This window comes from Gimesia chilikensis (assembly GCF_008329715.1).
GTDB lineage: Bacteria > Planctomycetota > Planctomycetia > Planctomycetales > Planctomycetaceae > Gimesia > Gimesia chilikensis.
The window spans coordinates 103,295-117,083 of sequence record NZ_VTSR01000004.1; the positions used below are offsets into that span (position 1 = coordinate 103,295).

12 protein-coding genes are annotated in these 13,789 nt (G+C 51.4%); 1 reads left to right on the plus strand and 11 read right to left on the minus strand.

Annotated features, from left to right (window positions below; all coding sequences use genetic code 11):
* Positions 1–7: 7 nt before the first annotated feature.
* From FYZ48_RS03675 to FYZ48_RS03685, 3 genes are all read right to left on the minus strand, one after another.
* A complete protein-coding gene (locus FYZ48_RS03675) occupies positions 8–1,297 on the minus strand; it encodes an outer membrane protein assembly factor BamB family protein (protein WP_149337636.1) in 1,290 nt (429 codons plus the stop codon).
* A gap of 172 nt (positions 1,298–1,469) precedes the next feature.
* Entirely contained in the window at positions 1,470–1,970 is a 501-nt protein-coding gene (locus FYZ48_RS03680; protein WP_149337638.1) for an FxsA family protein, read from the minus strand.
* 319 nt (positions 1,971–2,289) lie between these two features.
* A complete protein-coding gene (locus FYZ48_RS03685) occupies positions 2,290–2,526 on the minus strand; it encodes a hypothetical protein (RefSeq protein ID WP_149337640.1) in 237 nt (78 codons plus the stop codon).
* 410 nt (positions 2,527–2,936) lie between these two features.
* On the opposite strand from FYZ48_RS03685, the gene FYZ48_RS03690 reads away from it, so the two are divergent.
* A complete protein-coding gene (locus tag FYZ48_RS03690; RefSeq protein WP_149337642.1) occupies positions 2,937–3,635 on the plus strand; it encodes a hypothetical protein in 699 nt (232 codons plus the stop codon).
* Between the two features lie 511 nt (positions 3,636–4,146).
* On the opposite strand, the gene FYZ48_RS03695 is transcribed toward FYZ48_RS03690, so the two are convergent.
* The 8 genes from FYZ48_RS03695 to FYZ48_RS03730 all read right to left on the minus strand — a co-directional run bounded on the left by FYZ48_RS03695 (position 4,147) and on the right by FYZ48_RS03730 (position 13,778).
* Entirely contained in the window at positions 4,147–4,635 is a 489-nt protein-coding gene (locus FYZ48_RS03695) for a carboxypeptidase-like regulatory domain-containing protein (protein ID WP_149337644.1), read from the minus strand.
* A 163-nt stretch (positions 4,636–4,798) separates the two neighbouring features.
* Positions 4,799–5,773, minus strand: a complete 975-nt coding sequence (locus FYZ48_RS03700; protein WP_145041940.1) for a DUF1559 domain-containing protein — start codon at positions 5,771–5,773, stop codon at positions 4,799–4,801.
* A 539-nt stretch (positions 5,774–6,312) separates the two neighbouring features.
* Positions 6,313–6,672, minus strand: a complete 360-nt coding sequence (locus FYZ48_RS03705; protein ID WP_149337646.1) for a hypothetical protein — start codon at positions 6,670–6,672, stop codon at positions 6,313–6,315.
* A 119-nt stretch (positions 6,673–6,791) separates the two neighbouring features.
* Positions 6,792–8,975 (minus strand): sialate O-acetylesterase, encoded by a 2,184-nt coding sequence (locus tag FYZ48_RS03710; protein WP_242022368.1) that lies wholly within the window; start codon positions 8,973–8,975, stop codon positions 6,792–6,794.
* Between the two features lie 112 nt (positions 8,976–9,087).
* A complete protein-coding gene (locus FYZ48_RS03715; RefSeq protein WP_149337648.1) occupies positions 9,088–9,561 on the minus strand; it encodes a HEAT repeat domain-containing protein in 474 nt (157 codons plus the stop codon).
* A gap of 154 nt (positions 9,562–9,715) precedes the next feature.
* A complete protein-coding gene (locus FYZ48_RS29155; protein WP_187781852.1) occupies positions 9,716–10,573 on the minus strand; it encodes a DUF1559 family PulG-like putative transporter in 858 nt (285 codons plus the stop codon).
* A gap of 970 nt (positions 10,574–11,543) precedes the next feature.
* Positions 11,544–13,163, minus strand: coding sequence for a DUF1559 family PulG-like putative transporter (locus tag FYZ48_RS03725; RefSeq protein WP_187781853.1), 1,620 nt, complete (start codon positions 13,161–13,163; stop codon positions 11,544–11,546).
* Between the two features lie 273 nt (positions 13,164–13,436).
* Positions 13,437–13,778: a hypothetical protein gene (locus FYZ48_RS03730; protein ID WP_149337655.1), complete on the minus strand. Its 342-nt coding sequence runs from the start codon at positions 13,776–13,778 to the stop codon at positions 13,437–13,439.
* Between the last annotated feature and the right edge of the window lie 11 nt (positions 13,779–13,789).

Sequence of the window (13,789 nt, forward strand, 5' to 3'; positions counted from 1 at the left end):
GCGTCGCTTATTTTTCCGCGGACTGATCTTCGATCCGATACAGGAAATGTTCGGTGCGCAGAATCAGCGACTTGCCAGCGACCGCCAGCGATGCCACACAGCCTTCCTGCAGCTGGTTCGCTGCCAGTTCCTTGTATTCTTTACCGGGCACAAACACCCGCGTGACTCCTTCACGGTCCGGAGCATAGATCTTCCCATCTGCATAAATCGGAGATGCTGAAAACGAACTGCGGTCCATCCGTTCTTTCCAGACCAGCTTACCGGAGTCCTCAGCATCCAGGCACGACGCGATACCCTTATCGTCGATCATATAGATCAGGCCGTCGATCAGCAGTTGTGACGGCTTGGAAGGAATCCCCTTCTGTTCGACCCATTTGACGTGCGAGTCAGTCACGTTCCCTTTACCACCTGGATTGACGACATACAGATGGGCTTTCGGGAAACCGGTACCGACGTAGATCTTCTCTCCATCATACAGCGGACGATTCGCAGCGGAGTGCTGGGGATAATAGAACTTCCAGTACTCTTCTCCCGTCAGCGGGTTATAGGAAACGGTTGCTTTCGCCGCCGGGCTGATCAGCTGTACGCGTCCCTCGTATTCAATCACCCGGGGTGTGGCGAATGCTTTCTTGGAATCGCCATTCTTGGTCCCGTATTCGATATCGCGATCTTTTTTCCACACCTCTTTGCCGGTCTCTTTATCCAGCGCGACGATGTACTGGTAATCGTAACCATCATACTGCAGGATCAGCAGGTTCTGATAAATGATGGGTGATGACCCCGCACCCCGCCAGTGATTGCAGGGATAATCGCGGCGTTCCCAGAGGATATTTCCGTTCTTCGTATCCAGGCAGGCGGTTCCATAGGCACCGTAATGCACGTAGATCCGTCCCTCTTCGATGATCGGGGTACTCGAGGCGTGCGAGTTACTCGGATCAATATATTGCGGCTTCTCCACGTCGAAGATTTTCTTGTCGATCAGAATCTTACCTGTGTTGAAATCGACGCAGACCACTCCCAGCTCTTTACCATCCTTGGTTGAAGTCGTGACCCAGACCTGATCTTTCCAGACCACGGGAGACGACCAGGCCCGTCCGTGAATCGGCGTCTTCCAGACGATATTCTCTTTCTCACTCCAGGTCGTGGGGAGTCCGGTCGCTTCCGATGTGCCGTCCGCATGAGGGCCCCGGAACTGGTTCCAGTAAGGTTCCTCAGCCGAGACACGAACCGGGGCAGTCAGAACCAGAGCCAGTAGACAGGCAGCGGAAAACAGACATCGTAAGTGGGACGCAGACATTACGGGATCCTGTATCGAAGTAGAAAATCGGGAAGGAGATCGAGATTCAATCGGACGACGAAACGCCGCCATATCGGGGGATAATAACTAAAGGAAGTTAACGTGCAGGCCTTGTTTCCTGCCTCATTCTGATTATAGAACTCGGCACACCCGATGCAATTGTAAACCGGCTTCAATCTGTTTCTGAGGATTCTTTACGAACGAATTCGACATCGATGATATCCTCTTCCTTCACGGTGCTCTGTGTACTGCTGAAGTCTTGAAAGCCGGCGTGGCTCGAATGAAAGCTCGCATGACTCTGAACTTGCAGCATCGCTTTCTTGCGGAGCCATTCCCCGATATGCACCTTCAGCAGTTCGCGAACGGGGGGAATCAGTAATGCGAATCCGAGCATGTCTGTCATGATGCCAGGGGTGATCAGAAACGCCCCCGCGATCAGAATCATCAGACCGTCCAGCACAACGCCTGTCGGCTGCTGTCCCTGAACCAGATTCATCTGGATCTTCTTCCAGGCCTGCGCACCCTGTTTGCGTGCCAGCCAGGCACCCAGTATTCCCGTAACGACGACCAGGCCAAACGTGACGGTCGGACTGGTCAGCGAACTGAACCAGAGCAACAGCCAGAGCTCGGCCAGGGGAATCAGCGTGAATAACAGAAACAGGCGAAACAGCACGGTCGGTCACCAGGAAAAACAGTTACTAAATGCGAGGCACCGGTGTTCATTCTATACCAAACCGACGCCTCTGAACATCCCCACCTTTCGAGACGGGGACTCTCTTTTTTCTGAAAAACGAAAATTCTCAAATGCCCACAATCTAAAAAAATAGAACGCGTGAACGTGCTCAAAGGATCAAACACAGTGCATAAAATTCACTTGATTCGCACCTGCCGAATCGTATGTTGTTTGTTTCTGGCTCGCGCGCGAGGCGGGTACTCTTCGCACTGTTCTTGCAGAACCGGTGTCACAACAGCACCTGAATTCGCGTCGATTTTCACCGGGTATCCACCAGGAACATTCCGAATGCATGCACGATGTTCCCGATTTGAGCAGGGCGTACCAGGACACAAACCGGCCAGACCAGGACAAAATCCGGGACGCACTTGGACAAAATTCCGGACACACCAGGACAAAATTCTGGCTTGACCTCCCCGAGCGCCTCAACAAAATAACGAACATCAAAAAAACAATACTCATCAACTTCATCCTCCATTGAAAGTGCATCTGACACTCAACCTCCTGAGCGGCAAGGCGCCAGCCGCCGGCAACCAAGGAAAGCTCTGAAATAATAAAATAAAACAAAACCCATTCCGCTCAGATCAGCGGGCGCAGGATGTAGTTCAGGTTCCACTTGAATGACAACTGGAAGTCGATATAAGAAATCAGCAACTTGGAATCCTACCAGAAATCCCCACAGACAGCGCAGATGAATATCCGCCAGTGAAAATAGAAAGGACACTAAACTGCATCTCTGGAGAGATGGCGTCATGAAGTTCATAAGAAGTTCATGATTTATGTCACGACGTGGTGGTATCAGGACTGATTAATCTTTACGGTGAATGAGGGCTCTGATTAATCGTCAGTCGACGATCATCGCTTTCAGATTTGTTATCAATCCGTTGTCGGGGGATGCACACGCTCATGGGTAAAGGTATTTTCTCAAAAGTCTCTAGCTGGTTCACAGGTAAGTCACGTGCTCAACCTGACGAAAAGGCAGACTCGTCAATGGTCGGCGTGACCATGGACGCTCAGGGGCGGATCTATGTTGATGGAAAACATCAGCCGCATCTGGAGGAGAAATTGAAGGCGCAGTTTCAAGAACGCGTGGAACCGCGGGCTCACCACTTCCAGTTTGCGAAATACTGGCTGCCACACCTGGCACTGGGAAACTCAGTAAAATTCTATGACACATTTACCGGCGATGACGCGCAGCAATCGCTGGAAGTTCTCTGGAACGGGGTAGGGACGCAGCTCAAGAACGAAGAACCGTTGTCTGCGGAGGGGCTTGCACTTACTTCCCAGGAAGCAGGGGAGTGGAAAGTGATTTTGATCAGCATGCCTGCTCCACTGGTTCCGAATGAATGCCATTTTGTCGCTGCAGTGCTTAATCCAGACCAGCCCACAGAGCTGCGGCTGTTTGGGCTGGAAAAAGCAGCCCCCAACACGGACAGTGATCTGGAAACCGTGCTCGTGGAATGGAATACGGAAGGGCGACACACCTATTCACCAGCAGCAGCTGCCGCATCGGATGCCTTTATCAAACGCATCCTGCAGATTGTAGACTCAGCAGAGGAGTCGATCACGTTCGTTGATCTGCGTCCCATGGGTTGGTTTTCCTGAAGGATAAAGAGGCGGGTGAGCCCGAATATAATTCGGGCCGAGCGCAGCGAGCAGGAAACTGTCAGGGAGAACGCCCAATCCAGCAACACAGTTCGATTCCAGAAAAGTAGCGGAAGACCTGCGTGACCTCCCGCCTGGTGGCCATCAAGTTTCAGTGAATCCCCCAGGGGAAACCAGGAAACACTCCGAACAAATTACGTTGCGTCAAACGCAATCAGATATCATAGGGAACGGCACAAACAGGAATAGAGGGAGATCTCCCCTGCACATCAGGCACTAGTGAAAATCAGCACCAGAAAGTCGCAGATCACAGCGCAACCGAAGATCAGTCAGTGAATTTTCGTGCCTTTCGTGTTTTTCGTGGTTAAGAAACAAAAAAAGTGCGAACCGCACAGCACGTTGTTCGCCAACGTATCTGTGCCATTCGCACTTATTGAGAGTTACAGTCTCACAGACAACGTCACCCCGAAAAAAATGACTTTCGAGGTGCATTGCCCAAACTGAATTAACCTTACTTCTTCAAATCAAAATCAACCGTCGTCTGTCCTTTTTCCACGGTCGCTTTCAGACTGCTGTTCGCCGGGCTCGAATATTTCGGCGGCAGGAGCTGTTTGGCTCCCTTTTCTTCGGCTTCCGCGTCCGAGAGGCCTTCCGGCACAGCGGTCCCATCGGGTAGAACCAGTTTGCTGATATAAACCTGGTACTCGCCAGGTAGGGCACCGCTGGATTCCTTCTCTGCCTGACCTGACATTTGCGGCTGCAGTGAATACTTTCCGCTGGCATCGGTCAGACCGTAGGCAATCGCATTTCCCTCCTGTGGCATGAAGTTGACCATCACTCCTTCCAGAGGGGCACCATCTAAAGTCACAGTTCCTGTCACGGGAACCAGTTCAGAGACAAAATCGGGTTGTTCGGTGGAAGCACCACAACCCGGGAGCAGCAGAGCGGCAGCAACTAACAGAATTCCTGTCTGTACAGGACGCAAATTGAGAGTCAACATGAAGCACCTTCTATGAGGAACGGAGGGATAATCAAAAGCAGGGAGCAAGAAAGTGAAACCCACCCGGGGAATCCGCGGTAGCGGAACCCGGGTGGTTCACCATTTGAATACTTTCAACGCACAGGCGCTGAGGGATGTGGATCACTGACGATCCGGTTCCGGCTTACCATTCGCCGAGAACATTACCGTCGGCGATCCGTTCCAGGTTTTGCCGGATAGAACGATCGGTATTGTCGCCCATGAAGCGAACAGCACCATCACCCAGCAGCACATGCAGGCCACCTACGTGAGAACTGCCGGTCGTTCCCCAGTCACCCAGCCAGGGAGTGAAGTCCCGGGATCCGCCCGGATAGCTGGAGCTGTTGCGAACGGTGCGGTTGGGGATCATGTCGCCCAGGGTCAGACCGATCTGTGTATAACCGCGACCACCCCAGTTGGCATTCGCCCCGTTACCACAACAGGCCTGACGGGTCTCTGCCATCATGGCTGTGTTGGACATCCCGTCGGTAACATCGCGGGGACGGCACTTGCTACCATCTTCGAACATGGTCCGCACGGTGGGGGAACGGTTGGTCCAACTATTACAATGGTTATAGGAGAGACGGTACACGATGAAGTCGTAGTTCGTACGATGTTCGTTCGAACCGCCGGGCAGCATGTAACTGCTGGAGACCGGAATACCCTGGGGACCCGGATCGGACGGGCAGTTGAAGATCGCCATTCTACGATTCACCAGGTCCGCATTCGTGGTCGCACCGCCGCCGGGCAGGGGGGCCGAACCGGGGCTGTAATCGTCAAACGCGAGCGAGAAGTTCAGCTGATTATACAAGGCACTCTGATCAAGGAACGGCAGCAGCAAAACCAGTCCATTACCATTCAGCGTGTTGCCGGCAGCGGTACCGGAAGAACAGAGCCCCTTGGCAACAGTACTGGGAGGGAAGACCGTATGAGTTTCGTTATAGTTATGCAGTGCCAGTCCCAGCTGTTTCAGCTTGTTCCGGCAGTCCGACCGGCGGGCCGCTTCACGAGCCTGCTGAACCGCAGGTAACAGCAAAGCAATCAGAATCGCAATAATGGCGATCACGACCAGCAGTTCGATCAGTGTAAATCCTTTACGGGATCGGAGTTGTCTCGACATAAAATCATTTCCTCAAAGGTAAGATATGAAAGAAGTTATTGAGCACGTGCTTAACTCGCATCCAGAATCATTAATGTTACGTTACGTTAATATAAATATATAATATTATATAAAGTTTACAAACATTCACAATAGGAAAGATTGATATGAAGGCCAGAAAGCAAGGCATCAAGCTGGAGCGATGAACTTCGCGATTCCATCGTCATCGCAGCCCATTTCCAGGGGGGGGCTTCGTGCGTGATTCTCAGAGCTACTACACGACTTCGATTGAGGTTGAGATGCTTTCCGGAAAGAAAAATCAGCCGCAGGGCACTAGACCCAGTTCAGGCAGTTCGAGATAAATATTGGGAGGTGGTTGCACTGATCGCCATTAACTTGTCTGTGATGGAATGGAGTTCCAACGGATATCAGATTAGAAAATTTACCGGACGCTACGGGTGACCTGTAACTTTTGTCGATCGTTGATTCTAAAAGTATCCCGTTAGTCACACGCAGAGTGATGAAATAGAGACTCTATCGTGAATACGACAGACTCAGTTTTAATCAGAGGTAACGCCCTGATCGCCCCACAACTCTCGATTTAATTCATCACACAGGCAGAAGAATTCACGCCACTCTGGAGTAGTTCTTATTTCATTGAGGCTGTATGATTTTGATTCAAGTTCAATCCACTTATGACGGATTTTTCTGCTGGTCGATATTACCGATTCATTGATCATGTCATACTTAAAAAGTTTCTGTAAGCTGTCATCATGAAAAAAAGACCTGACGCCTGAATCAAACTCTTCAAAAAGTTTGTACAACATCTCTTCATCGCTCTGGAATATGACCCTTGAGTTACAATACTTTGCAGTTTCAAGATAGAACTCAAACAGTTCTGAAGGCGTAATTTCATTCACAGTAGTGAACCATCACAGGAAAGACATTGTGAATCGTCGCTTTGTTTTCCATGTATTAGGACTTTTTCGTGTCTTTCGTGCTTTTCGTGGTAGTAAAATCAAATGTTCTTACGACCCACCTACTCAGGCAGCACCAGAACCCGCAACCGTTTCACATCGTACTGCGACGCGTTCGACATGAATGTCCAGTCGCGGGTACGGCCGGAGCTGTTGCCGATGCCCAGGTCTGCGTTCGGACCACTTTTCCACTGGTTGATCGCGAAGATCGTCTGCTTCGCCTCAAAGTTATGCACCTGCATACTGCCGTATCCGTCTGAAGGTTCCGCCGGCTCATCGCCGAAGTCCCACAGGCTGGTACTCGCGTTCGGGATATTCGCCGCGTTCGTGGGACCATAGTTTCCGGGCCAGAACTCAATGTTGCCCCCCTTCAGTCCAGTCCCCGTTGCAATGCCCGCGACATTCGAAATCACATTCAGGTTACTTACCTTTGTCTGGAAGTTCGCTTTGCTGCCCAGTGTTGGCACGGCGATTTTCTTCAGGTCGTCCGTAAACGCGTCCATCGATGTAAATACATACTGGGTTTCTTCACCCGGTTTCTGAAGTTCCAGGAAATAGGCGATCCGCTTGAAGGGCAGCGTGAAACTTCCACTCAGATCGCGCGTGTATGTAATGTCCTTCCCCAGATTTTTCAGATCGAGGTCATAGATCAGCTTATATGCTTTGGATTCGTCGACTTTCAGTGACAGCCAGTCCCGTTCGGGAACCTCGCCGGCACGGAAGGGAGCAGCGGGCAGGCCTTCCTTGTTCGATAGGTTCGGTTCGGCCAGTTTATGCCAGCCAAACCGCATGGCTGCTGCCTCTTTGACCTTGGGAGAGGAGAGCACCACCGAGTCTCCCTCAATCACCGCGTCCGCGGGGACGAAGTCGGTCTCTTTGCCGATGATCTCAAACCAGCTCAGCGGCTTCCCGTCGCGCGAAACCAGACCACTGCCCACATTGTCGAACGTGACCCGCAGCTTGTTGCCCTCTTTCTTCAGTGATTTGAAAGTCGGTCCGGAATGAACCAGATCCTTCTGGCCGTACGTTTTCGCCAGCGCGATCAACGCCAGACGCTTACCAACGTCCTGTTTGTTGGTGGGATGAATGTCTTTCAGATCGCCGATATCGTGAATGACTACCTGTCCGGTATGCGGAATCTCCAGGGCCTTGTTTTGGGCTTCCCACAACAGGGGCAGAATGCTCGGCGATTCACTGCCATAGTGATAAGGAGCAATCTGCACGTACAGGAACGGGAACTCGCCCTGCTTCCAGACGTCCCGCCAGCCGTTGATCAGGGCTTTCATTTTTTCATAATACATCATTCCTTCCACATGATTGGATTCTCCCTGGTACCAGATCGCGCCACGCATGGCATAGGGAACCAGCGGATGAATCATCCCGTTGTAGAGTGTCGTCGGCGAAGTATGACTGGTCAGCGGTTGAATCGCCGCGGGATAAGCGGGAGCTGGCTGCAGTGGTGTTTCCGCGTTGAGCGCGACCTTCGCTTTGGTTGACCAGGCATCAAGTTGCTGCAGGTATCGCTCCAGGACCGACTTGTAGGCACCGGTCGCGGGATTGGTCAGCTGCACCTGTTTGAAGATCGCCGCCAGGGCAGGCACTTTTTGAAATCCGACCGGAGGCGTCCACGGTTCAATGCGGGTTCCGCCCCACGATGAATTCACCAGCCCGATCGGCACATTCAGTTCCTGGTGCAGTTTGCGTCCAAAGAAGTAGCCCGCCGCCGTGTAGCCGCCGACTGTCTCGGGAGAACAGACGGTCCACTGGGCATCGACATCGTCCTGCGGGAATCCTTTCGGAACGCGGGGAACCTTGATATGACGGATCTGCGGAAAATTGGCAGCCGCCTGTTCCTTTTCAAAATCATTACTCCGCGAAACGGGCCACTCCATGTTCGACTGACCCGAGCAGAGCCAGACTTCTCCCAGCAGCACATCCTGGAATGTAACGGTGTTCTTCCCCTTCACAGTCAGTGTGACGGGATCGCCCACCACCTGGGCGGGCAGCTTGACCATCCACTTGCCCTGGTCGTCGGCAGTTGTCTCAACGCTGTCCTCTTTGAGTTGAACGGTGACCTGCTCGCCGGCATCCGCCCAGCCCCAGACAGGAATCTCCTGCCCCCGCTGCAGCACCATATGGTCGCCAAAAATATGCGGCAGCCGGACATCGGCCCGCACATCCGCCAGCTGAGAACAGAGAACAAAACAGGACACAAAGAGCAGAGCAAAACGGCGCAGTTTCAGCATGGCAGGCACTCATTCCCGATCAGGTGTTAGTAAGCAGAGAAGTTTAACAGGACCCACGATCATAATCCTGACCGGAATGATTCACAAGCAAGACTGGTCGATGACAGGCAGACTATTTCTCGGGCATGGCATAGCAGTACAGGGGGATCGGCTCACCCCTTTTAAAGATTGCCAGCACATCCTGGATTTGAAAGTCTTCATCATCACGGAACCGCTGGTCCAGTTCTGCAAATCGTTCCGGTTCATTTACCAGCAGATACTCGATGGCATACAGGCGAAGCTCAGGCTCCTCATCTTCCAGCAGCTGTTCAATCAGAGGTTTGACCTGACTTCTGACCCCCAGCAATTTCACGCAATGCATGCGGGCCTCAGGCACATCTCCCGATTCGGCAAACCGTCGCAGGGCATCAATGGCTTGTGGCAGCTCCCCATAATCTTGATCGATATGACTGATAACCGTACTCCGCCGGTATTCATCATCCCAGGCTAAAGGCCAGGGGGGAGCATCGCTGGTCTCCCCCGGGAGTTTCTCTCCCGTGAACAGTGTATGGATCAGCGTCTCAAGAGACCATGCGGGACCGGCCATCGTTTTGATCAAGCCTTAAGAAAAATCATCAAAGCAGAAAAACAAACAATTTCCCAGAACCCCGGCCCATCATCATCTGTTCGTGTCTTTCGTGCTTTTCGTGGTAGTCAATCTACGTGTCTGCCGCCGTCGTCAAACCACTCAGGGATCAGAGTCACTCTTGCGGTTGACCATCCCCAATCATCAGCATTGATTTTATTATTTCCTTGTCGATCATACCTGAGATAAACTGAGCGCTGCCATCAAACATCCCCACATGGTACCCGTCTTCCTGGAAACCACCGAATTCAAGCTGCTTTTTACCGTCATAAGAAATATCTTCCGGCTTGGTCCAGGGGATCTCCCGTTTGGCTTCGACGATGATGATTGCTTTTGAGTGGTTGTCCGAGATTTCCTTGCTCGCGACCCCTTTTGGATTACCAAACGCGGTACCCTCTCCGATAACAGCAAAGTAACAGGAGTTTTCAGGTATTTCTGAATCAGGATGACGGAATTCGGGAACCACAGTCTGGGCAATCTTAAGGTTATGTTCGCTGTCCCACGGTTCGTTCATCCGGTACTGCCTGTAAAGTGCCGCATGACCAAGATAAGGTAAAATTTCCACCCGCCAGCTGTGAGGCGTTTTCCCATCAGGACCCATTACGACTGCCGGAGGTAAATGTCTATAAGTTGCTTCATAGTTGAGCAGAGCCAGCATGATCCGCTTGAGGTTAGTCTTTGAGTCTGGGCGGCGCGCCACTACAGGGGGAGGTGTGTATGCAGTGATGATATTCTTAATCAATTCGTTGCAGGACCGACTGTTCAGAGATGTTGCTAATTTGACTCGGTTCCCGGATCGAGAAACGAGAGCGTTATTCAGGGCTTCTTCGAAGAGTCTGTTGTCAGGTTGAGCTGGTTGACTCGGATTTGATGCCTGGGAGCGTGCAATGAGTTCCTGCATCATATCCACGAACTTTGACAGTGACTGCTTGACCTCAAGACTGTGATCCTGCTGTTCAAAGATCAGTTCCATAGTTAATTGATCCTGGATTGAAGTCCCCTGTAAGATCAGATCAGGATATTTCCAGACACTGAATTGCGAAGGATTAAAAAATCGAGTACGGTCTCGCTTGGAATTAGCGCCCGCTTCCTCTTGCGTCCGTGCCGCCTGCATATTGACACCGCTGAAAATTGTTGCTGATGAGACAGGCTGTAAACGATCTGTCCAGATCCGGTTCGGTTGATTCTGACTCTGATCAATAATCCGTTTGAGGAAACTCGTTTTACTGGCGTGGACGAACGTGTGATCGTCCAGAAACAACAACGCGACTCCATCGGGTGCTGAATCGGTAAGAAATGAGGTTCCCTGAAAACTGGTTTCAACAAGTTTCCCGGAAGAAAGCTTTTTCCGGAGTTGTGCTCGGTCGAGTTTCTGCCGGGCCTGGACAATTAGCACATCGGTCCTGGGCAGGCGGTTGCGTTGAGCAGGCTGCAATTGTAAGTGAATGAGCGTCAATGATTGAATTTCGGTGAGATTTAACCCGAGCAGTCCGAACTGAGGGTGATAATCATCGAACGCGAATACTTTCAGTGGCTGAGCCACTGGTTCTTGCAGCAGTCGTGCAACGCGGATTACAGACGCACTCACGGCCTCTTCCGGCACCAGATCCAGATGAAATGAATCCTCTTTATTAATGGTCTTTTCCTGGGCATACAGTCGTTCTAGAGGAAACAGCAGAAGCCAGGTAATAGAAAAACCAACCATAAAGATGCGGAATGTTTGGCAACGATCCTGAAATGATATTTGATAGTCCAGCATAGTATTCTCCGGTTGAAGTCGGTTGGCTGTTGAGTCTAGATGAGTGAGCATCGAGTCGAGTATCGGTATATTGCTCACAATTCTCAGCTAAGGCGGGAAAGGCGATTTTCCTCAGTCAGACTCTTTCTTTACTGTGGACGGCTGCCAGGCTTTTCGTGAGAGCAAAGCGAGGTCTGCATCTGCATTACTGTGAATGATCTGGCTTCCCATCAGCAATAGTCAGCAGGGATTTAAGAAGCTCTTCATCCATGTTGTCCATAATCATTCGGGCTCGACCATCGCACGAACCGACATAATAAACGCCGATTGCAGGTTGCCCGTTGACGGGTGGGTTCTCGGAAAAACCGCCGAACTGCGGTAGCTTCTTGCCGTCGTAAGATATGTCTTCCGGTTTGGTCCACGGGATATCCCGTTTCGCTTCGACAACCGCAATCGTATTCGCAGTGCCGTCTGTGATCTCTTTGAAAGAGACGCCCTGTTTATTTCCAAAAGCGGTTCCCTCTCCGACTACCACAAAGTACCCGGAATTGGCGGGTTTACTGGAATTCGGATGACTGAAAACAGGAACGACAGTTTCAGCAATCTTGAGATTATGCTCACTGTCCCATGGTTCATTCAGACGATACTTGTCGTAGAGTGCCTGCTGATCGAGATAAGGCAGCAGTTCCACCCGCCAGCTGTGAGGTGTCTTGCCATCGGGACCCAATACGACCGCGGGAGGAAAGTGATGATGGCGTTCGTGGTAATTGTGCAGTGCCAGCATGATCTGTTTGATGTTGTTCTTCGCAACCGAGCGGCGTGCCGCTACACGGGCCTCTTGGAGTTCAGGGTTCGAGCGCACCACCATCTCACTGACCAGGTCTCCACTGATCGAACTTGAAAAAGTCACCCGGTTAGCGGTCTGCTTCACCTGAGAAGATTTCAGGAATTGTTCAAAGTGATTGAATTGTGCTTCTTCTTCCGGTTGCCAGGGACGATCGGACTGTTTCATGGCAGTCTTCATCTGGCTCAAAATATTTTGCCCCATCACTAACAGTCCTTTCAGACACTGTTTGGTCTGCTCACTGTCATTTTTTTGCTCGAAAATCAGTTCCAGCGATAAATCCTTTTGAACTGTGATTCCCAGTGTGGCGATTTCCGTGTTCTGCCAGACCGGGGCAATCATCGGCCAGAGTGGAATTTGTTGTGTCAGCGACTGAGTGAACGGAACGCCGAGTGTCTCCCGCAACAGTTGAAGGTTGATCCCACCGATAACGGAATTCGACAACATCGGCTGCAGACGCTCTTTCCAGGCGTGATCTTTCCGATCCTGTATCTGATCAATGATTTTCTTTAACGTACCGGCTTTATCCGAGAAGAGTAATGCGTTCTCATTCAGAAACATCACGGAGCTTCCCTGGTTGGAGGCTGTGGTCAGAAATGTTTTGCCCCGATATGTTGAATTTACGAGCTCGGTTTCCTCAATTGTTTTCTGAATCTTTGTACGAACCTGTGGATTCGTTACTTCGATCAGGTAAACAATGCTATACAGACCTTGTCCGGTCTTCTCTGGTTTCTGAAGAAAATGGATCATGGTTACTGTTTTGAGGTCAATGGGACTGATCCCCAGTAAACCATAATGCGGATCCTTCTGCTGTTCCTTGACTGTCAGTTCCAGAACCGGCTTAAAGGCTGGTTCTGCCAGCAACTGAGCAGGTCGCAGCGCGAACACCCCCAGCGCCTCTTCCGGCACCAGATCCAGCCGAAACGGTTCTGGTTTCGCTGTCTTGTCTTCCTCTGCAGAACATGAAAAGCTGCATGGCAAAATACATGCCAGGAACACTGCAGACTGAATTACAGCCAACTGCCAGAGACGGCTATCTATAAAATGAAACAGGTGCTGCATGAAACTCTCCAAGCGAAGATCAGTACGGTTTAATGGTGAATCAGTCGTGTCTTGAGGCGAGCAGGAACACGTTAACAAAAAAGACTCCGTCACCGCGGCCTTCCCAGGGTAAGCGTCTGGCTCTTCCGGGATGCCAGCCGATCAAGTATCTGTTCGTGTCATTCGTGCTTTTCGTGGTAGGGAAATTAAGAGTTACAGCCCCCGACGCGTTTCGAGGTGCCCCTCCAGGAAAGTGAGCTGTACCGGGGGGCCGGTCTCTTCCGGGTTCCAGCCCGCTTTGAGCGCCTCCCTGATCAGAGTCTCGACCAGTTTCGGAGTAATCAGCAGTTTGCCCACCGTGTCATACTCAATGGAATAACTACCATTTTCAACGATGATGTTCTGATCGTCCGAGATCACGACCTCCAGTTTCTTCCCTTTACCGGAACTGTGCTGTACCACCAGGACCATAAACCCGGAATCCCGCGAGGGACTCCAGCGGTATTCCCGATCGTCAACCACGATCTTTCTTGAGTTTCGTCTGGATAATGTCATGCGGTTCTCTT